Origin of the sequence: Streptomyces sp. W1SF4, from assembly GCF_003950035.1 — a bacterium.
Taxonomy (GTDB): Bacteria; Actinomycetota; Actinomycetes; order Streptomycetales; family Streptomycetaceae; genus Streptomyces; species Streptomyces racemochromogenes.
Genome location: NZ_CP034350.1, coordinates 832974 through 852896, shown reverse-complemented (window position 1 = coordinate 852896; position 19923 = coordinate 832974). Strand labels below are relative to the sequence as shown.

At 74.0% G+C, this 19923-nt stretch carries 21 protein-coding genes; 17 read left to right on the top strand and 4 right to left on the bottom strand.

Annotation, left to right across the window (positions count from 1 at the left end; all coding sequences use genetic code 11):
• The first annotated feature begins 11 nt into the window (after nt 1-11).
• Genes D1J60_RS04130 through D1J60_RS04120 form a run of 3 tightly spaced genes read left to right on the top strand, consistent with a single transcriptional unit; the run spans nt 12 to nt 2606 of the window.
• Nucleotides 12-926 carry a LysR family transcriptional regulator gene (locus D1J60_RS04130; RefSeq protein ID WP_125820166.1) on the top strand — a complete coding sequence of 305 codons (915 nt, stop codon included), beginning with the start codon at nt 12-14 and terminating at the stop codon, nt 924-926.
• Nucleotides 927-984: 58 nt separating this feature from the next.
• On the top strand, nt 985-1542 hold the full coding sequence (gene cpt / locus D1J60_RS04125) for a chloramphenicol phosphotransferase CPT (protein WP_241253132.1): 558 nt from the start codon (nt 985-987) through the stop codon (nt 1540-1542).
• Between the two features lie 47 nt (nt 1543-1589).
• Nucleotides 1590-2606: a beta-propeller fold lactonase family protein gene (locus D1J60_RS04120; RefSeq protein WP_125820165.1), complete on the top strand. Its 1017-nt coding sequence runs from the start codon at nt 1590-1592 to the stop codon at nt 2604-2606.
• Here the strand turns inward: D1J60_RS04120 and D1J60_RS04115 are convergent.
• Nucleotides 2527-3459, bottom strand: a complete 933-nt coding sequence (locus tag D1J60_RS04115; protein WP_125820164.1) for a LysR substrate-binding domain-containing protein — start codon at nt 3457-3459, stop codon at nt 2527-2529. The two genes, D1J60_RS04120 and D1J60_RS04115, sit on opposite strands and share 80 nt — an antisense overlap.
• Before the next feature lie 71 nt (nt 3460-3530).
• Between D1J60_RS04115 and D1J60_RS04110 the strand changes: the two genes are divergently transcribed.
• Entirely contained in the window at nt 3531-3899 is a 369-nt protein-coding gene (locus tag D1J60_RS04110) for a nuclear transport factor 2 family protein (protein WP_125820163.1), read from the top strand.
• Between the two features lie 47 nt (nt 3900-3946).
• Here the strand turns inward: D1J60_RS04110 and D1J60_RS04105 are convergent, their stop codons facing one another.
• The gene (locus tag D1J60_RS04105) at nt 3947-4735 is read right to left on the bottom strand and encodes a DeoR/GlpR family DNA-binding transcription regulator (protein WP_125820162.1); all 789 of its coding nucleotides are present in this window, start codon (nt 4733-4735) and stop codon (nt 3947-3949) included.
• Between the two features lie 177 nt (nt 4736-4912).
• Here D1J60_RS04105 and D1J60_RS04100 point away from each other — a divergent pair, with 177 nt between their 5' ends.
• The 3 genes from D1J60_RS04100 to D1J60_RS04090 all read left to right on the top strand — a co-directional run bounded on the left by D1J60_RS04100 (nt 4913) and on the right by D1J60_RS04090 (nt 7973).
• Nucleotides 4913-5815 (top strand): SIS domain-containing protein, encoded by a 903-nt coding sequence (locus tag D1J60_RS04100; protein WP_125820161.1) that lies wholly within the window; start codon nt 4913-4915, stop codon nt 5813-5815.
• Nucleotides 5812-6654, top strand: coding sequence for a class II fructose-bisphosphate aldolase (locus D1J60_RS04095; RefSeq protein ID WP_125820160.1), 843 nt, complete (start codon nt 5812-5814; stop codon nt 6652-6654). The genes D1J60_RS04100 and D1J60_RS04095 overlap by 4 nt, the downstream gene beginning before the upstream one ends.
• A gap of 128 nt (nt 6655-6782) precedes the next feature.
• Nucleotides 6783-7973 (top strand): acyl-CoA dehydrogenase family protein, encoded by a 1191-nt coding sequence (locus D1J60_RS04090; protein ID WP_125595015.1) that lies wholly within the window; start codon nt 6783-6785, stop codon nt 7971-7973.
• A 25-nt stretch (nt 7974-7998) separates the two neighbouring features.
• On the opposite strand, the gene D1J60_RS04085 is transcribed toward D1J60_RS04090, so the two are convergent.
• The gene (locus D1J60_RS04085; RefSeq protein WP_241253131.1) at nt 7999-9267 is read right to left on the bottom strand and encodes a phosphatase PAP2 family protein; all 1269 of its coding nucleotides are present in this window, start codon (nt 9265-9267) and stop codon (nt 7999-8001) included.
• A 269-nt stretch (nt 9268-9536) separates the two neighbouring features.
• Between D1J60_RS04085 and D1J60_RS04080 the strand changes: the two genes are divergently transcribed.
• From D1J60_RS04080 to D1J60_RS04040, 9 genes are all read left to right on the top strand, one after another.
• Complete coding sequence (locus D1J60_RS04080; protein ID WP_125820159.1) at nt 9537-10352, top strand: DUF2182 domain-containing protein; 816 nt, start codon at nt 9537-9539, stop codon at nt 10350-10352.
• A 139-nt stretch (nt 10353-10491) separates the two neighbouring features.
• Nucleotides 10492-11157, top strand: a complete 666-nt coding sequence (locus D1J60_RS04075; protein ID WP_125820158.1) for a DUF1326 domain-containing protein — start codon at nt 10492-10494, stop codon at nt 11155-11157.
• Nucleotides 11158-11460: 303 nt separating this feature from the next.
• On the top strand, nt 11461-12321 hold the full coding sequence (locus tag D1J60_RS04070; protein ID WP_241253130.1) for a class II aldolase/adducin family protein: 861 nt from the start codon (nt 11461-11463) through the stop codon (nt 12319-12321).
• A gap of 50 nt (nt 12322-12371) precedes the next feature.
• On the top strand, nt 12372-13379 hold the full coding sequence (locus tag D1J60_RS04065; RefSeq protein ID WP_125820157.1) for a hypothetical protein: 1008 nt from the start codon (nt 12372-12374) through the stop codon (nt 13377-13379).
• Nucleotides 13380-13427: 48 nt separating this feature from the next.
• On the top strand, nt 13428-14960 hold the full coding sequence (locus D1J60_RS38595) for an FAD/NAD(P)-binding protein (protein ID WP_125820156.1): 1533 nt from the start codon (nt 13428-13430) through the stop codon (nt 14958-14960).
• A complete protein-coding gene (locus D1J60_RS04055; RefSeq protein ID WP_241253129.1) occupies nt 14957-15394 on the top strand; it encodes a tyrosinase cofactor in 438 nt (145 codons plus the stop codon). Before D1J60_RS38595 ends, D1J60_RS04055 begins: the two co-directional genes overlap by 4 nt.
• A 39-nt stretch (nt 15395-15433) precedes the next feature.
• Complete coding sequence (locus D1J60_RS04050) at nt 15434-16300, top strand: tyrosinase family protein (RefSeq protein WP_125820155.1); 867 nt, start codon at nt 15434-15436, stop codon at nt 16298-16300.
• Between the two features lie 62 nt (nt 16301-16362).
• A complete protein-coding gene (locus D1J60_RS37135; protein ID WP_164720829.1) occupies nt 16363-16818 on the top strand; it encodes a MoaF N-terminal domain-containing protein in 456 nt (151 codons plus the stop codon).
• A gap of 71 nt (nt 16819-16889) precedes the next feature.
• Nucleotides 16890-18326 (top strand): amino acid permease, encoded by a 1437-nt coding sequence (locus D1J60_RS04040; protein WP_125820154.1) that lies wholly within the window; start codon nt 16890-16892, stop codon nt 18324-18326.
• Between the two features lie 58 nt (nt 18327-18384).
• Here the strand turns inward: D1J60_RS04040 and D1J60_RS04035 are convergent, their stop codons facing one another.
• Nucleotides 18385-19302, bottom strand: a complete 918-nt coding sequence (locus D1J60_RS04035; protein WP_164720828.1) for a LuxR C-terminal-related transcriptional regulator — start codon at nt 19300-19302, stop codon at nt 18385-18387.
• Nucleotides 19303-19511: 209 nt separating this feature from the next.
• Between D1J60_RS04035 and D1J60_RS04030 the strand changes: the two genes are divergently transcribed.
• Nucleotides 19512-19895, top strand: coding sequence for an SgcJ/EcaC family oxidoreductase (locus D1J60_RS04030; RefSeq protein WP_125820153.1), 384 nt, complete (start codon nt 19512-19514; stop codon nt 19893-19895).
• Nucleotides 19896-19923: the final 28 nt, after the last annotated feature.

Sequence of the window (19923 nt, the reverse complement as noted above, 5' to 3'; positions counted from 1 at the left end):
ATCATGGGGGTGTGATCGACCCCCGCCGGCTGCGCGTCCTGCGGGCCGTGGCGGACCACCGTACGGTGACCGCCGCGGCCGCAGCGCTGTACCTCACCCCCTCCGCCGTATCCCAGCAGCTCGCCGCGCTGGAACAGGAGACCGGCCACGCGCTGCTGACCCGCAGCGGCCGCGGCGTACGGCTCACCGCGGCCGGGGAGATCCTGCTGGGCCACGCCCACGAGGTGCTGGCCCAGCTGGAGCGCGCGGAGGCGGAACTCGCCGCCTACGCGGGCGGTTCCGCCGGGGAGGTCACGGTGGCGGCCTTCGCCACCGGCATCGCCGAGGTGCTGGCCCCCGCCATCGCCCGCCTCGCCCTGGAACACCCGGGCATCCGGCTCCGGGTCCGGGACGCGGAGGGCGACCAGAGCCTGCCGCTGCTGCTCGACGGGGAGGCCGACCTGGCCCTCGCGGTGGAGTACCGGGGCGCGCCGGGCGCCGACGACGGCAGGCTGTCGGTGCTCCCGCTCTACGCGGAGCCCTTCGACGCGGTGCTCCCCGCCGGGCACCCGCTCGCCGACCCGCCCGCCGTGGCGCTGGCGGACCTCTCCGACGCGGACTGGGTGGGCCAGTACCCGGGCAACCCCTGCTACGACGTGACCCTGCTGGCGTGCGAGCTGGCCGGCTTCCAGCCGCGCTTCGTGCACTCCTCCGACGACTTCCGGGCGGTGACCGCCCTGGTCGGCGCGGGCGCGGGGGTGGCGCTGGTGCCGCGTTCGGCGCTGCGCGGCATGGACCTCAAGGAGGTCCGGGTGCGCCCGGTCGCGGGCCCGGCCGCCACCCGCCGGGTCTTCGCCGCCACCCGCCGCGGCGCCGAGTCCCACCCGCTGATCGCCCCGGTCCTGGCGGCCCTGGCCCGGGAGGCCCGGCGGGTCCCGGCGCACTGAGGGCGCCGGCGCCGAAACCCGCTGTCCAACCGGCCGCCGGCCGCCCTACGGTGACGCGATGACCATTCGGATGATCGTTCTCAACGGCGCGTCCAGCTCGGGGAAGTCCGGGATCGTGCGCTGCCTCCAGGCCGAACTGCCCGAGCCGTGGCTGGCGTACGGATGCGACTCCTTCGTCGACTCGCTGCCCGCGAGGATGCGGGGCGCGGACGGGGGGATCGTGTTCGCGCAGGACGGCGGCGTGGACGTCGGGGCGGACTTCCGGGCGCTGGAGGCGGCCTGGATGGAGGGCATCGCGGCGATGGTCCGGGCCGGTGCCCGGATCGTCGTCGACGACGTGTTCCTCGGCGGGGCCGAGTCCCAGGGGCGCTGGCTGCGGGCCACGGACGGCCTGGACGTGCTGTGGGTCGCCGTCCGGTGCGACCCCGAGGCCGCCGCCGGCCGGGAGATCGCCCGCGGCGACCGCGTCCCGGGCATGGCGGCCTCCCAGGCGGCGCTGGTCCACGAGGGCGTCGCCTACGACCTGGAGGTCGACACCACGCACGCCGAGGCCCTGGCCTGCGCCCGCACGATCGCCGCCCGTGTCCGCCAAGGGGTGTCCGTCCGGCCGGCCTGAGCGCGGGCCTCCCACGGGTTTCCGATCCAGAGCCCTAGCGTGGCCCCATGACGAGGAATCAGGACAGGGGACGGCGGGCGGCCGTGGCGGTGTGCGTGGCGGCGGCGCTGCTGGGACCGGCGGGAACCGCTTCCCCGGCGGGAGCTTCCCCGCGGCCCGGTGCCCTCGTCTACGTCGCCGACCTCCACTCCGACACGGTGTCGGTCGTCGACGCCGACTCCGGCACGGTCGTGGACCGTGTCCCGGTCGGGGACGGCCCGGACAGCGTGGCCGTCGCCCCGGACGGCTCCCGCGTCTACGTCACCGACTCCGCCGCGGACACCGTGTCGGTGATCGACGCCCGTACCAGGCGGGTCATCGCCACCGTCCCGGTCGGGGACGAACCGAGCCGGGTCACGGTCTCGCCCGACGGCCGGAACGTCTACGTGGCGAACGTCGCGTCGGACGAGGTGTCGGTGATCAGCGGCCGCACCCCCGCCGTGACGGACACCATCGCCGTGGGCGACGCCCCGCTGGGCGTGGCGGTGTCGCCCGACGGGTGCACCCTGTACGTCGCCAACGCCGGGTCCGACACCGTCTCGGTGGTCCGCACCGCGACCGCGACGGTGCGCGGCACCATCCCCGTCGGCGAGGGGCCGACCGCGCTGGTGCTCGGCCCCGACGGCCGTCACCTGTACGTCTCCAACCTGACCTCGGACGACGTGTCGGTGGTCGACGTCCGCGCCGGCGCCGAAACGGACCGCGTCCCGGTCGGGGACCAGCCCGCGGGGATCGGGGTGAGCCCGGACGGCCGCGAGGTGTACGTGGCCGACATCGGGTCCGACGCGGTGTCCGTGATCAGCACCCGCGCGCGTGCCGTCACGGACACCGTCGCCGTGGGGGACGGCCCCAACGGCCTCGCCGTCGCCCCGGACGGCTCCCGGGTGTACGTCAGCGACTTCGACTCGGACACCCTGTCGGTCATCGACACCGCGACGGCCCGCGTCACGGACACGGTGGCCGTGGGGGACGGGCCGACCGGTGTGGCGGTGGCGCCGGGACCTCCTCGGCACGCAGCGCCGTGAGGAGGCTGCTCCGCAGGAGCCGTACGGCCGGGGAGTGCTGGTCGGCGCGGACGACGAGGCCGAGCCGGGCGTGCGTGGCGGCGTCGGTGAGCGGGACCGTCCGCAGGCCCGCGCCCTCGGCGGAGGAGGCGCTCAGCACGGCGACGCCCGCGCCGCGCTCGGCGAGGCGGAGCAGGGCGGCGGGGGAGCCGGCGTCGAGGTCCACGCGGGGTTCGAGGCCGAGCCGGCGGCAGGAGTCCTCGTAGGCGGCGCGGATGCCGGTGCCCCGGGAGAGGCAGAGGACCTTCTCGTCGCGTAGGCCGGCGAGCCGCAGTTCCGGCCGGTCGAGCGGGTGCCCGGCCGGGACGACGGCCGCGAGGGGCTCGTCGATGACGACGTCCGCCTCCAGGCCCGGGGCGGTCTCGCCCGCGTAGCCGATCAGGGCCAGGTCGAGGGAGCCGGCCAGCACCTGGGCCTGGAGGGCGTCGGAGTGCTCCTCGTGCAGGCTCAGTTCGATGCCGGGGTGGGTGCGGCCGAGGTCGGCGACGGTGTCCAGGAAGGGCTCGATCGAGCAGCCCGCGATCATGCCGAGCCGGACCCGGCCGCGGACGGCGTCGGCGAACTCGGCCGCGGTGTGCCGGATGGCGTCGAGGGTGGCGAGGGCGTTCCTCGCGAGGGGGAGGACGGCCTCCCCGGCCGGGGTGAGGCCCACCCGGCGTCCGGCGCGGTCCAGCAGCCGCTGACCCAGCTCGCGCTCCAGTTTCGCCACTTGGGTGCTGATGCCCGACTGGCTGACGTGCAGGCGGTGGGCGGCACCGGTGAAGGTGCCCTCGTCCACCACGGCGGCGAAGTAGCGCAGCTGATGCATCTCCATGTCCTGGGATGATAGATCCCATCGCCATCATCTGTTGGACGGATGGCGGAGCCCGGCCGGAGGATGGGGGCATGACGACGACGAAGACCGCGCGAGAACTCGCCGAGACCTACTTCACCGCCTGGGAGGCGGGCGACTTCGAGACCGTACGGGGGCTGCTGGCCGATGACGTCGACTTCGTCGGGACGCTGGGGAAGGCGTCGGGGGTGGAGGAGGCGCTGGCCGGACTGAGGAGGATGGGCCGGGTCCTGGAGCGCATCGACGTGAAGGTCCGGGTGGCGGAGGGCAGCGAGGTGATCACCTGGTTCGACCTGCGCACCAGCATCGCGCCGCCGACGCCCACCGCGAACTGGATGCACGTGGAGGACGGCAGGATCGCCCGGATCCGGGTCACCTTCGACCCGCGCGAACAGCTCGCCGGTTTCGCGAAGCTGGGCTGAAAGGGGAGGGGGCCGGGCGACCCGCGGGGTCTGACTCCCGCCCCGCGTCAGACGCGTACGACGTCCACGCCCGCGTCCCGGAAGGTCCGGGCGGCGGCCTCCGTCAGGGCGGTGTCCGTCACCAGGACGTCCACAGCGGAGGTGGCGCAGATGCGGGCGAAGGCGCGGACGCCCAGCTTCGTGGAGTCCGCCGCGACGACCAGGCGGCGGGCCCGCTCGCAGAGCAGGGCGTTGACGGCGGCCTCGTCCTCGTGGCGGGTGGCCGCGCCGTCGGCCGGGTCGAAGGCGTCCACGCCGAGCACGGCCGTGTCCATCGACAGCATGCCCAGCGTCTGCTGCGCCAGCGGGCCGGTCAGTTCGTACGACTGGGGGCGCGCCACCCCGCCCGTCAGGACGATCTTGAACTGCGGCCGGATCACCAGCTCGCCCGCGATGTTCAGGGCGTTGGTGACCACCGTGAGCACGGGCGGGCCGCCCGCCGGCCCGGCCAGGTCGGGGCGGGCGGCGAGGGCGCGGGCGACCTCCGTCGTGGTGGTGCCGCCCGTCAGGCCGACCACCTCGCCCGGCGCGATCAGCGCCGCGACCGCCTCGCTGATCCGGCGCTTCTCGGCGGCCCGGCGGGAGGTGCGGTAGCGCAGGGGGAGTTCGTAGGAGACCCCGTGCGGCACCGCCCCGCCGCGCGTGCGGACCAGCAGCTGCTGCTCGGCGAGCTGGTCGAGGTCGCGGCGGATGGTCGCGGCGGAGACGCCGAGCGCCCCGGCGGCGGCCTCCACCTCCAGCCCGTCCCGCTCCACCAGCAGGTCCAGCAGTCTCCGCCAGCGTTCCTCGCGGGTCATGGCGCCCCTCCCTGTCGTCCACCGGCACGCTGCCGGGCCCCGCCGTCGAGATTAACCCAGCGGATCGCCCCGGAGATGCTTGAAGTTGCGCGAAACGGCCCGATACCTTGCAGGAACACGCAGGGAAGTCCGGTCGGTTCGCAGCCGACGCACGCATCACACGCGCAAGGAGCCCGCATGAGTCACGTCGCGTACGAGTTGGCCACCCAGCCCGACACCTGGGAGCGGGCCGCCGAACTGGCCCCGGCCCACCGGGCGGTGCTGCCGGGAGCCGGCGAGCGTACCGCGGTCATCGGCTGCGGCACCTCGTACTACATGGCACAGGCCGCCGCCGCCCTGCGCGAGGAGGCCGGGCACGGGGAGACCGACGCCTTCCCCGCCTCCGAGTTCCCCCGCCACCGCCGCTACGACCGGGTCGTCGCCCTCACCCGGTCCGGGACCACCACCGAGGTGCTGGACCTGCTCGCCGGACTGCGCGCGGCCGGCATCCCGACCACCGCCGTCATCGGGGACCCGGACACCCCGGTGGCGACCCTCGCGGACGACCTCGTCGTACTGGACTTCGCCGACGAGCGGTCCGTCGTCCAGACCCGCTTCGCCACCACCGCCCTCACCCTGCTGCGGGCCCACCTCGGCGGCCACACCCCCCGCGTGGTCGCCGACGCCCGCACCGCCCTCGACCTGCCGCTGCCCAACGGCCTGGAGGCCCGCGGCCAGTTCACCTTCCTCGGACGGGGCTGGAGCGTCGGCCTGGCCCACGAGGCCGCCCTGAAGATGCGCGAGGCCTCCCTGTCGTGGGCCGAGGCCTACCCCGCGATGGAGTACCGGCACGGCCCCGTCAGCGTCACCGGGCCCGGCTCCGTCACCTGGTCACTGGGCGGCACCCCCGACGGCATCGCCGAACAGGTCCTGCGCACCGGCGCCGAGTGGGTGGACGGGGAACTCGACCCGCTCGCCGAGCTGGTCCGCGTGCAGCGCCTCGCCGTCGCCGTCGCCGTGCACCGGGGCCTGGACCCCGACGCGCCCCGCAACCTCACCCGCTCCGTGATCCTCACCGCGGGCGAGGGGGCGGTCCGATGAGCCTCGCCCCGGCGGGCACCCTCGTCGCCGAGGCGGCCGCGGCAGGCGGCGCCGTCGCCGCGTTCAACATCATCACCCTGGAACACGCCGAAGCCGTGGTCGAGGGCGCCGAACGGGCGGGCCTGCCCGTCATCCTGCAACTCAGCGAGAACGCAGTGAAGTTCCGCCGCGGGGCCCTGCTGCCCATCGCCCGGGCCGCAGCCGCCTGCGCGGAGGCCGCCCGGGTGCCCGTCGGGCTGCACCTCGACCACGTCAAGAGCCCCGACCTGCTGCGGCAGGCCGCGGACGCCGGCTTCGGATCGGTGATGTACGACGCCGCGCACCTGCCCTACGCAGAGAACCTGGAGTCCACCCGGTCCGCCGCCGACTGGGCCCACGCCAACGGCCTGTGGATCGAGGCGGAGCTGGGTGAGGTCGGCGGCAAGAACGGGGCCGCGCCGCTCGACCCGCACGCGCCGGGCGCCCGTACCGACCCGGACGAAGCCCGGCGGTTCGTCGCCGACTCCGGGGTCGACGCCCTGGCCGTGGCCGTCGGCAGCAGCCACGCCATGACCACCCGGACCGCCGCCCTCGACCACGCCCTGCTGGCCCGCCTCGCCAAGACCGTGGACGTCCCGCTGGTCCTGCACGGCTCCTCCGGCCTGCCCGACGGGGAACTCGCGGCGGCCGTGGCCGGCGGCATCCGCAAGGTCAACATCGGCACCGCCCTCAACCTGGCCATGACCGACGCCATCCGCACCCACCTCACCCCGGCCGACCCCCGCCCCTACCTCACCGCCGCCCGCACGGCGATGGCGGCGACGGCCGAGGCGATGATCGGGGCCCTGGCCCGGCCCTGACCCGACGGCAGCCCCAGGGCCGGGAGTTCCCCGTGGAACTCCCGGCCCTTCCCTATTCCTGTAACGGGTTCTACTCTGACCGCCGCCACCACAGCGACCGGCAGTGCCGCCGAACCTCCGGAGGGGCCGTGCACCTCGAATACACGCCTGAGCAGCAGCAGTTGCGCGCCGAACTGCGCGCCTACTTCGCCGAGCTCGTGCCCGAGGACGTCCACGCCCGCTACGAGGACCCCGCCGCGCAGAAGCGCTTCTACCGGGAGACCATCCGCCGCCTCGGCGCGGACGGCTGGCTCGGCGTGGGCTGGCCGAAGGAGTACGGCGGCCGGGGCATGTCGGCCATGGACCAGTTCATCTTCTTCGACGAGGCCGCGCAGGCCGTCGTACCGCTGCCGCTGATGGCGCTGAACACGGTCGGCCCGACGATCATGCGGTTCGGCACCGACGAGCAGAAGGCGTACTTCCTCCCCAGGATCCTCTCCGGGGAGATCGACTTCGCCATCGGCTACAGCGAGCCCGACGCCGGAACCGACCTGGCCGCCCTCAAGTGCAAGGCAGTCCGCGAGGGCGACGAGGAGACCGGCACCTACGTGGTCAACGGCCAGAAGATCTGGACCACCAACGGCGACACCGCCGACTGGGTCTGGCTCGCCGTCCGCACCGACCCCGGGGCCCCCGCCCACAAGGGCATCACCATGCTCCTGGTCCCCACCTCCGACCCGGGCTACTCCTGCACCCTGATCAACACCCTGGCCTCGCACGACACCACCGCCAGCCACTACGAGGACATCCGCGTCCCCGCGAGCCGCCGCGTGGGACGGGAGAACGAGGGCTGGCGCCTGATCACCAACCAGCTCAACCACGAGCGCGTCACCCTCGCGGCCCACGGCACCATGGCCATCCGGGCCCTGCACGACGTACAGCGCTGGGCCGCCGAGACGAAGCTCGCCGACGGGCGCCGCGTGATCGACCTGTCCTGGGTGCGCGGCCGCCTCGCCCGCACCCACGCCCGCCTCGACGCGATGAAGCTGCTCAACTGGCAGATGGTGGGCGCCGTCGAGTCGGGCACCCTCACCCCGCAGGACGCCTCCGCCGTCAAGGTGTACGGCTCGGAGGCGCGCAGGGACGCGTACGCCTGGCTGATGGAGGTGGTCGGCGCGGCCGGCTCCCTCAAGGACGGCTCGGCGGGCGCGGTCCTGCACGGCGAGCTGGAACGCGGCTACCGCAGCGCCGTGATCTTCACCTTCGGCGGCGGCAACAACGAGATCCAGCGCGAGATCATCTCCTGGATCGGCCTCGGCATGCCCCGGGTCCGCCGCTGACGGCCACGGGACGCCCGCCGGCCCCTTAGACCAGCTCGGGCTGCGGCTCGCGGCGCTGGGCCGGCACCCGGGCCGGACCCGGCTGCCGGTCCCACAGCCTGGTGGTGCGTACGTAGTGGTGGACCACCGAGGCCGTGGCCAGGAGGAGCAGCGGCCCGAAGACCCACGGGTGTCCGGCCAGCTCCACCGACAGGAAGCGGTACGACACCAGGAGCGCGGTGAAGACCGCGGCTCCGTGGGCGACGAGCAGGGTGGCCCGCCGGTCCCAGCCGCGGGCGAGCGCGCGCAGCGCCGCCTCGATCGTGAGGGTGAACACCACGCCGGAGATGATGTCCGCCCCGTAGTGGTAACCGAAGCCGAGCGTCGCGCCGAGCGTGGCCACCAGCCAGAAGGCGCCGAGGAAGCGCAGGGCGCGGGGGCCCTTGCGGGAGTGGATGAAGATCGCGGTGGCCCAGGCGGTGTGCAGGCTGGGCATGCAGTTGCGCGGGGTGACCTCGTCGAAGGGCATCGGCTGCGGGATGCCGGGGGACGGCACGGTGTGCGGCCACAGGTCGGCCACCGCCCACTGCCCGCCGTCGACGCCGTAGGCGAAGATCGGCCCGACCACCGGGAAGACCATGTAGATGCCCGGCCCGAGCAGGCCGACGACCAGGAACGTGCGCACCAGGTGGTGGGCCGGGAAACGGCGCTCGGAGGCCACGCCGCGCAGCTGGTACAGGGCGACGAGGACGGCGCCCACGGCGAGCTGGATGTAGACCCAGTCGAGGACGTGGTGGCCGATCGGCCCGGCGGCCTCGACGATCCGGCCCGCCACCCACGAGGGGTTGCCCAGGGCGTGGTCGGCGGCCGCCACGTACTGGTCGAGGACCATCGGCCGGGTCTTCGACGTGATCAGCAGCCAGGTGTAGCCGGTCTTGCGGCCGGCGACCAGCAGCAGCGCCAGGCCGACGCCCTTCAGCAGCAGGGCGCGCTCCGCTCCGGTGCGGCGTACGAGGGCGAAGACGGCAACGCCCAGGGTCACCCACAGGGCGCCGCTGCCGACCATGTTCTCGGCGCCGACGGCCGACCGGACGAGCCAGAAGACCAGGTCGATGCCGATCGCGGCGCCCAGCGCGACGAAGCGCTGGCGCCAGGTGAGCACGACCATCATCAGGGCCATGCTCGCGTACAGCACCGTGCCCGACCGGGGGGCGTAGACGGCCTCCCGCGCCTGGCTGACGATCGGACCCGGCACGCCGTAGTGGCGCGCGGCGATCTCCAGGGCGAGGAGGAACCCGAGGCCCGTCAGGCCCACCGCGGCCCACAGGAGGACGAGTGGCCGGCGCCGGTCCCCGGTCGCGGGGGCGCTGTTCTCGCGCGGAAGCGCTCGTGGTTCCTCAGATATCAATTTTCAGCCGATGTTCATATTTCACCCGGTCGGTGTTGGCCCGAACATGTTAGCCGAGGGGGCGGACCCGGTCGGAAGAGTGTGCGAACCCTCCGCTGGGCCCGGGATCGCCGGGCCGCCGGTTCTGTGCTGAGCTGGAGGGGTCCTCGGGCACACGCGCCCCAGGGAGGCGCACCATGCCGCACCTCCGCCCCGGCGCAGCCGCGCCGGCCCGGCCCGCCGTCCTGCTGCCCCGGCGCGAGCTGGCGGCCGGCTGGACGCTGATGGTACTGATCGCCGTACTCGCCTGGACGGTCACCCTCGGCCAGTCCCGGCGGATGGGGGTGGAGCCCGGCACCATGGGCATGGCGCCCCCGCTCTTCCTGGCGCTGTGGGTGGTCATGATGGCGGCGATGATGCTGCCCTCGGTGGCGCCCGTGGCCATCACCTGGGTCCGCGCCATCGGCCGCCACTCGGCGGGCCCCGCCCGGGTGCTGCGCATCACCGGGTTCGTGAGCGGGTACCTGCTGGCGTGGACCGCATTCGGGCTGCTGGTCTACGGAGTGCTGGCGGTGACCGGGCGGCTGGTCGGGGGCAGTCCCGCGGTGGCGCGCTGGATCGGAGCCGGGGCCTTCCTGCTCGCGGGCCTCCAGCAGTTCGGTCCGCTGAAGCGGATCTGCCTGCGGCACTGCCGCAACCCGATGTTCCAGCTCGCCCGGTACGCGCGCTACCGGCGGTGGGCCAAGGACCTGCGGGTCGGCGCGCACCACGGCCTGTACTGCGTCGGCTGCTGCTGGGGCCTGATGATCGTGCTGATCCCGCTCGGGGTGATGAACGTGGCCGCGATGGCGGCCGTGGCCGGGGTGATCTTCCTGGAGAAGCTCTGGTGGCGGGGCCCCTGGCTGGCCCGGGCCGTCGGCGTCGCCTTCCTCGTCCTCGCGGTGCTCGCCCCCTTCCAGGACTGGCTGCTGCCGGGCCTGCAGGACGCGCCGATGGGAGACATGGACATGTGAGCGCTTTCGCCGGTGCGGCCGGGGGAGGAGAATCGAGCTGATGGCCCGCGCCGCCGAACGCCCCCCGGCGATGCCCGCCGGGGACCCGCCGGCCATGTGCGTCCCGCCGCGCGGCGCGCGGTCACGTGGAGGCGATGAGATGTCCGAGACCACGGCCACCACCGTCCCGGCCTGGCACGCGGCCGGGGACTGGTTCGACACGTGCAGGTGCGATGTCCCCTGCCCCTGCTCCTTCGCCCAGCGGCCCACCTACGGCGAGTGCGACGGAGTCCTCGCCTGGCACATCCGCGAGGGCAACTACGGCGAGGTGGTGCTGGACGGCCTGAACGTCCTGATGCTCGGCTCCTTCGTCGGGAACGTGTGGGCGGAGCACAGCGACACCTACGCGGCGGTCTTCCTCGACGAACGCGCCGACGACGCCCAGCGCCAGGCACTGGCGATGATCTTCGGCGGTCAGGCGGGCAGCTGGCCGGCCGAGATGGTCGCCATGATGAACGCGGAGATGCGGGGCATGGACTTCGCCCCCGTCCGCATCGAGGTCGACGAGGACCTCGGCGGCTGGCGGGCCACCATCCCCGGCCGGGTCGAGGCCGCCGCGGTGGCCCTCACCGGCCCCACGACCCCGCAGGGGGCACGGGTCCAGTCGACGAACCTCCCCGGCTGCGAGACCGGCCCGGGGCAGGTCGCCACCTGGGGCCGCGCCACGGCCGACCGCGCCGACGCCTTCGGCTTCCACTGGAGCCGGGAAGGCCAGTCCAGCAAACACATCACCTTCGACTGGACCGGACCCGACGCAGGAGCCTGAGCTCCACAGGTCCCGGCACGACCGCCGCGGGCGGTCTGTACCGCTATGCCCGTGATCCGGCCCGCTGCGCAAAGGTGAAACGCACGGTTATGAAGCCGTTCCGGGCCGCTGGAGGCCGAAAACGCACCCCTGCGTGGGACAGGATTCAGGTGCAGGAGCTGACGCCCTCCCCGCCGCAACACCCCGACTGACCAGGGGTTTCGGCGCAATCCCCCTTACCCGCAGCGAGCTTCGCGCTGCCCTGGCGCGGGTGGGGGTAACGGGGACGGGCGGGCCCGAATCCGACCTTCCAGGAGACCCGACGTGTCCACCACCGCACCCGAAGCCACCGCACCCGAAGCCACCGCACCCGAAGCGAACGCAGCCGAAGCCACCGCCCCCGAAGCCTTCCTCGCCGACACCCACACCGGCCTGCCCATCCCGGCCGACCCGGTGTTCGCCTCCGCCGCCGACGAGCGCCGCCACCGCAAGCAGCGACTGGCCGCCGCCATGCGGCTGTTCGGCAAGGCCGGCTACGCCGAGGGGATCTCCGGCCACATCTCGGTCCGTGACCCCGAGGACCTGGACACCTTCTGGGTCAACCCGTTCGGCGTCTCCTTCAACCGCGTCCGCGTGGCCGACCTGATCCGCGTCGACGCCACCGGCCGCGTCGTCGACGGCACCGGCAAGGTCAACCCGAGCGCCTTCACCATCCACTCCAAGATCCACGAGCGCCCCGGGGCCAACGCCATCGCGCACGGCCACACCGTCCACGCCCGGGCCCTCGGCGCCCTGGAACGCCTCCTGGAGCCCTACGACCAGGAATCCGCCGCCTTCTACCAGGACCAGGTGCTGTACGGGGACTACGACGGCCCCGCCATCAAGATCGAGCACGGCCAGGACATCGCCGACCGCCTCGGCGCCAAGCGCGCCATGCTGCTGCGCCACCACGGCCTGATCACCGTGGGCGGCTCCCTGGAGGAAGCCGTCCACTGGTTCTTCACCTACGAGAGCTGCGCCCAGGTCCAGCTGCTGGCCCTGTCCGCCGGCCGGCCCGTCCCGATGTCCCACGAGCAGGCCCTGCTGGCCCGGGACGGCTTCGGTGACGAACAGCTCGGCCGCTACAGCTTCCAGATCATGTGGGACGAGATCACGGCCGAACAGCCGGACCTGCTCGACGAGTAGGGCCGCCCGCGCCCCACGCCCCCGGCCGCACCGGATCCCAGGAAGCAATCATGAGTTCAACTGCCTCACCGCGCGCGGAAGCGCGCACCGTCCTCGTCATCGTCGCGATCGTGCAGTTCGTGATCGGCGGCTGGTTCTCCTGGGCGGCGTCCCACGCCGCGCCCCGGGACCTGCCCGTGCTCGTCGCCTCCGCACCCGGCGCCGCGCAGAGCGCCGAACAGCTCGCCGACCGGCTGCGCGAGGCGGCCCCCGGCGCGTACGCGGTGAAGACCGCCGCGGGCGCCGAGGAGGCCGACGCCGCACTGCGCGACCGCACGGCGTACGGGGCCCTGCTGCCCACCGCCGCCGGCGGACTCGAACTGCGCCTGGCCTCCGCCGCCTCGCCCACCGTCGCCCAGACGCTGACCGGACAGGCGCAGGAGCTCGCCGGCGGCCCGGTCCTCGTCACCGACGTGGTGCCCGCCGACGCCGACGACCCGCACGGCGCGGGCCTGGCCATGGGCTTCCTGCCCCTGCTGATCACCGCCGTGATCGCCGCCCTGCTCTTCGTCCTCAAGGTACGCGCCGCCGGGGCCAGGTTCCTCGGCGTCATCGGTTTCGCCGCCGCCTCCGGACTCCTCAGCTCGCTGATGCTGACGCACCTCAGCGGGGTGGCACCCGGCAACTACTTCGTCAACGCCGGGATCGTGGCCCTGCTGGAGCTGGCCATGGTCTCCGTCATCACCGGCCTCGGCTCGCTGGTCGGCCCGCCCGGCATAGCCGTCGGCGCCGTCCTGATGTTCGTCGTCGGCAACCCGCTCTCCGGACTGGCCTCGGCCCCCGAGATGCTGCCCCAGCCGCTGGGCGCCATCGGCCAGTTCCTCCCGGCCGGAGCCGCCGCGACCCTGCTGCGCACCTCCGGCCCCTTCGACGGCGCCGGCGCGGCCGCCCCGGTCCTGGTGCTCGCCGTCTGGGCGCTGATCGGCCTCGGCCTGCTCTACGCGAGCTCCCGCCGCCGTCCCACCCCCGCGGCGCCCGCGGCCACCGCGGCCGCGCCGCGACCCGCCGCCGCGCACTGACGCCCGCGGGCGCCCCTCCCGCCGACTCCTCCCCACGAAAGGCCGACCATGACCACCGACACGAACGACCGCCCGCCGACGCGCATCGGCCTGGTCGGCGGAGGGGCCGCGGCCGTCTGCCTGCTGGACCGGCTCTCCCGCACCCAGGGCCGCGGCCGGGGCTCGGTCACCGTCTTCGAACCCTCGGACAACCTGTGGCGCGGCCGCGCCTACCAGCCCGACACCGACACCGTCCTCGCCAACATCATCCCGGCCGAGATGAGCGCCCGCACCGGCGCCCCCGACGACTTCCTCGACTGGCTGCGCGCCCGCGGACTCCCCTACGGGCACGGCGACTACGCCGCCGACGGCTACTTCCCGCCCCGCCACGTGTTCGGCGGCTACCTGGAACGCACCGCCGAGAACGCCGTCGGCGAGCTCTCCCTCGGCGGCTGGCCCGTCGGCGTCGTCCGCGACGCCGTCGTCGCCGCCCGCGAGGCGGGGGAGGAGGTGGTGCTGACCACCCGCGACGGCCGTACGCACACCTTCGACTACGTCGTCTGCGCGGTCGGCGCCGGCCGGCCCGCCGACCACTACGAACTCAGTGGGAACGCGGGCTACTTCGGCGACCCCTACCCCCTGCGCGACACGGTCGCCGCGATCCCCGCCGACGCGGACGTCACCGTCCTCGGCACCGGCCTCGCAGCGGTGGACACCGTGGTCACCCTCGCCGCCGGCGGCCACCGCGGCCGCATCACCATGGCCTCCCGCAACGGCGCCCTCCCGGCCGTGCGGCAGCGGCCCGTCTTCCCCGAGATCCGGCACTTCACCCCCGCCGCCCTGCACGCCCGCGCCGCCGCCGGCCACGACGGCCGGCTCGGCCTGGACGACGTACTGGAGCTGCTGGAACGGGAGCTGGCCGCACACGGCGCCGACCCCCGCGCGGTGGTCGCCGAACTGACCTCCCTGGGCGGCGAATCCCCCCTGGAGCGGCTGCGCCGCCAGTACGACCGCATCGACGAGCCCGACACCGGCATGCGCGTCATGCAGCACGCCGTCCCCGAGAGCGGCCCCGACGCCTGGACCCTGCTGCGCACCGCCGACCAGGACTTCATCCGGGAGCACCACTACCGGGCCGTGATGAGCCTGTGCTGCCCGATGCCCCCGGCCAACGCCCGCACACTGCTGGAGCTGCACGAGAGCGGCCGGCTGCGCGTCCTGCGCGGCCTGTGGAACGTCAAGCCGCTGGCCGGCACCGGATTCCACATCGGGGCCGACGGCGGCGATTACGAGAGCGACGTCGTCGTCAACGCCGTCAGCGCGCCCTCCCACCGGGTCCCCGCCCAGGCCCGCCCGTTCGTCGAATCCCTCGTCGAGGACGGCATCGGCGAGTACCACCCCTACGGCGGCCTGCACGTCGAACCGTCCACCAGCCGGGCCGTGGGCGGCGGCCGGCCCCACCGCCGGATGCACGCCATCGGCGACATGGGCGCCGGGACGCTCTTCTTCACCTCCGGCATGCCCTCCGTCCTCGAACGGGCCGACGACATCGTCCGGGCGGTCGTCCAGGACATCACCACCCCCCAGGAGCAGTACGCGTGAACACGATCACCCGCCGGGACATGATGCGGGCCGCCCTGACCACGGCCGTCGTGGTCGGCACCAGCGCCGCCGTCGCCCCGATCGTCCTGGCCGACCCCGCCCGCCCCGACGCCCCCGCACAGGCCGGCACCCCCGCCGGGCGGGGCCCGCTCCCGGGCGGCTTCGACGAGGTCTACCGGGGCCGGCGCATCCAGGGAGGCCCCGTGGCCGTGCGCCAGGCCTCCGCCCGCAGCGCCGCGGCCCCGTCCACCGGCCCCGGCATCGAGATCAGCATCGACGGCCGCCCGCTGCACGTGATGCGCCGCGCCGACGGCAGCTACCTCAGCCTGGTCAACCACTACCAGTCCTTCCCCACGCCGCTGGAGGTGGCGCGGGCGGCGGTGGACGAGATCGGCACCGCGCAGCTCTCCACGGCACGGCTCCACCACCACTGACGTCCCGCAGGGCTACGACGGATCGAGGAACAAGCACACGTGTACACGCGCAAGAACCAGAAGGACCTGGACGCGGAGGAGCGCGCGAGGTTCGTGGGGGCCCTCCTGGAGGTCAAACGACGCGGGGTCTACGACGAGTTCGTCCGGCTGCACGGCCAGTACTTCGTCTCCGACGGCGAGGGAGGGCAGCGGGTGGGCCACATGTCCCCCTCCTTCTTCCCCTGGCACCGCCAGTACCTGCTGGAGTTCGAACGGGCCCTCCAGCGGGTCGACCCGAAGGTGACCCTGCCCTACTGGGACTGGACCACCGACCAGTCGCCCACCTCCAGTCCCTGGACGGACGACTTCCTCGGCGGCAACGGCCGTCCCGGCGACCACCGGGTGATGACGGGACCGTTCGCCTTCGACCGGGGCGGCTGGCCGGTGGACGTGGGCGTCACCGAGGAGAAGTACCTCATGCGCGACTTCGGCCGCCCCGCCGACCCGGTCGCCCTCCCCACCCCCGCCGAACTGGCCCGGGCCGTGGACGACCCGGTGTACGACTCCGCCCCCTGGGACTCCACCGCCACCACCGCCGGCTTCCGCAACAAGGTCGAGGGCTGGACGGTCGGGGAGAAGGAGGGCTGGCACAACCACAACCGGGTCCACCTGTGGGTCGGCGGCCAGATGACCGGCGGGACCTCGCCCAACGACCCGGTCTTCTGGCTCCACCACACCTTCATCGACCTCATCTGGGCCCGCTGGCAGGCCCGGCACCCCGGCTCGGTCTACGAGCCGCGCCGGCCCCTGCCCGCCTCCGACCCCCAGCACGGCCGTGTCATCAGCCTCGACGAGCCGATGTCCCCGTGGCAGGTGCGGCCCTCGGAGCTGCTCGACCACACCCGCTTCTACCAGTACGCGCAGTGACGCGCCCCTTGCGCCCGCTGCCCACCCCCCGTCACCACCACCACCACCGAGAAGGAACCGCCATGCGCCCGCGCACCACCGTCCCGGCCCTCGCCGCCGCCGCCCTGATCGCCCTCGCCGCCGCCCCCTCCGCACAGGCGGCGGCCCCGGCCCCCGCTCCCGCCCCGGCCACGGCCTCCGTCGCCGCCGCCGTGCCCGCCTTCGCCGGGCACACGTACGTCCTGACGCTCGACAACGGCGCCGTCCTGCGCAACTCCTACTCCGCCGACGGCACCACCCTCGACTGGACCGCGCTGGAAGGCCCGATGGCCGGGCACAGCGGCCGGGAGAAGCTCTCCGTCCGCGCCGTGGGCGAGGGCCTCTACTTCGTCAACTGGGTCGAGGCCTCCGGCATGACCGTCAGCCACGTCATGGACCTCGGCCACGGCACCGTCAGCGTCTACTGGACGTACGCCACCCCCGACGGCGGCCGCGCCGGCGAACTGCACACCGCGACGCTCCAGCGCGCCTCTTCTTGACCCGCACGGTGACGCGGGGCCGGCGCCACGGACGCCGGCCCCGCCCGCCTCTGCCCACGGGGGAACCGCACATGCCCGCTCCACTCACCCAGACACCACCCACGCCCACGGCCCCCACGGCCACCACGGCGCCCGCCCCGGCCGACGGGGAACTCGCCGGCGCCCTGCGCCCCCGCCACCTGACCATGCTGGCCCTCGGGGGCGTCATCGGAGCCGGCCTGTTCGTCGGCTCCGGGACCGGCCTGCGGATCGCCGGCCCGGCCATCATCCTCTCGTACGCGCTCGCCGCCAGCCTGGCCCTGCTGGTCATGCGGATGCTCGGCGAGATGGCCGCGGCCATGCCCGCCAGCGGCTCGTTCTCCGTCTACGCCGAGCGGGCCCTCGGCCGCTGGGCCGGCTTCACCGCGGGCTGGCTGTACTGGGCGGTGACCGTCATCGCCGTCGCCATCGAGCTGATCGCCGCCGCGACGATCCTGCACCAGTGGATGCCGGCCGTACCGCAGTGGGCGATCGCCCTCGTGGCCCTGGCCGTCTTCACCCAGTCCAACATGCTCTCGGTCTCCTCGTTCGGGGAGGCCGAGTTCTGGTTCGCGGGCATCAAGGTCGCCGCCATCATCGCCTTCCTCGCCCTCGGCGTCGCCGCCCTGTGCGGGGCCGTGCCCGGGGTCGAACCGCCCGGCATGGACAACCTGACCGGCCGCGGCGGCTTCCTCCCGCAGGGCTGGGACAGCGTCGTCGCCGGGCTGCTGACGGTGGTCTTCGCCTTCGGCGGCATGGAGGTCGTCACCATGGCCGCCGCGGAGTCGGGCGACCCCGCACGTTCCGTCACCAAGGCGGTCGGCAGCGCGATCTGGCGGATCAGCCTCTTCTACCTCGGCTCCATGGCGGTGATCGTCACCCTGCTGCCCTGGGACGCGGCCACGCCCGGCCGCAGCCCCTACGTAGCCGTCCTCGACCGGCTCGGCATCCCCGGCGCGGGGCGGCTGATCGAGGTCGTGGTGCTCATCGCCCTGCTGTCCGCGATGAACGCCAACCTGTACGGCGCCTCCCGCATGGCCCATTCGCTCGCCGCGCGCGGCGAGGCCCCCCAGGCCCTGCTGCGCACCTCCGCCCGGGGCGCGCCGCGCCCGGCCGTCGCGGCGTCGGCCGCCTTCGGCTTCGTCGCCATCGCCCTCGACCACCGCTGGCCGGAGCGGATCCTGCCGTTCCTGGCGAAGGCCATGGGCGGTTCCATGCTGTACATGTGGCTGACCGTCGCGGCCGCCCATCTGGTGCTGCGCCGCCGGCTGGAGCGGGAGTCCCCGCACCTGCTGGTGGTGCGGATGCGCGGCTTCCCTTACCTGTCGTGGCTGGCGGCGGCCGGCATCGTGGCCGTGCTGGTGCTGATGGCCTTCGACCCGGAGGCCCGCGGTCAGCTCGGCTGGTCGACGCTGCTGGTCCTGGTGCTGCTGGCGGTGGCCGGCGTACGGGCGCTGCGCTCGCGCCGGGACCGGGTTCCCGCGCCCTGAACAGCCGGGCCCGGCCGGGGAGTTCCCGGCCGGGCCGCGTGTGTGGAAGGGGCGGGGGTCAGGCCGAGAGGGCGGTGCAGTCCGTCTCGGCGTGCTCGTCCAGGGGCAGCAGCCCGCTGGTGGCGATGAGGTAGCCGAGCTGGGCCCGGCTGCGGCTCTGGAGGCCGGCCGCGATCCGGCTGACGTGGGCGGCGACGGTCCGCCGGCTGGTGCCGAGGCGGCGGGCGATGGCCTCGTCCGTGTAGCCGGCCACCAGCAGGCGCATCACGGCCCGCTGGATCTCGTCGGCGATGTCGGGCTCCACGGTGCGCGAGGTGCCGGGGTCGATGGTCGAACCCCGCTCCCACGCCTCCTCGAAGACCTGCACGAGGAAGGAGACGATGGAGGGCTGGCGGATCTCCAGTACCGAGGTCCGGGCCTCTCCCGGGCCCGGGACGTAGGCGACGGCCCGGTCGATGACGATGAGCCGGTCGAAGACGTGGTCGAGGGTGCGGACCTCGCAGCCGGCCTCGGTGAGCCGTTCGATGTGGCGCAGCGTGGCCGCGTGGGTCCGCGCCGCGTGCGGGTAGAGGGTGCGGTGACGGGCGGTGCCGCGGACGTGGTCGAGCTCGTCCAGGTCGTAGGAGACGCGCGCGCCTCCGGGCTGCACCGTCATCAGCTCCTCCCGGCACTCGCGGACCGCGTGCGCGAGCGTGGAGTGGACGACCCTCTCCCCGTCGATCGCGGTGGCCCAGCCGGTGTGTTCGCGTTTGGCGGCGGTGTAGATGGCCGCCACCGGTACGAAGCTGCCGGCGATGGCGTGCGCGTCCAGCCGCTGCCGTTCCAGCGACTCCTCGATGGGCCGGACCAGTTCGGCCTTGGCCACGTCCGGTGCCACGGGCACGAGGACGGCCGGGTCGTCCGGCGGGGCGACGAGCAGCCCCATCCGCAGCAGACAGGCGGGTGCGCCCTCCCTGGGCGTACACCCCTTCACCACGGCCTGGCGGTAGACGGTCAGGCCGTCACCGCATACGCCGCCCCCCTTTTCTGCAGAGTCGTCACGTTCACAACATTCCCCCGGGTACTGCCTTGCATGATCCTGCATGACCCAATTATGCACTTGGAAAAGTAGCCGGTATCGGTACGTAGGCTGCCAACATGGTGTCTTAACAAGGTATTGACCATGGAACCGGAGGTAACGGGCGAATGTCGAACGGATACGGGGTACTTGCGGACCTCCTGGAGGAGTGGCGCGCCGCCTTCGACGGGCGCCGCGTGGACGACGTCCTCGCCCTCTTCGCCGAGGACGCCCTCTTCCAGGGGCTGTCCCCCCGGCTGCTGAACGGCCGCGCGGAGATACGCGCCTACTACGAGAACGTCCCGCCCGGCACCACCACCGCCGCCGTGGAGGTCCTGCACTCCCGCCCGCTCGCCGCCGAGGCCCTCGCCGGCTTCGCCACCGTCACCTTCCGGACACCCGCCCCCGGCGACCCCGCCGGGACCCCGCTGCCCGTCCGCCTCTCGCTCATCGCCCAGCACACGGGTGACGGCTGGCGCATCCGCCAGTACCACGTCTCACGGCTGAGCTGACGCCCGCCGGGGTAGGAACCCCGGCGGG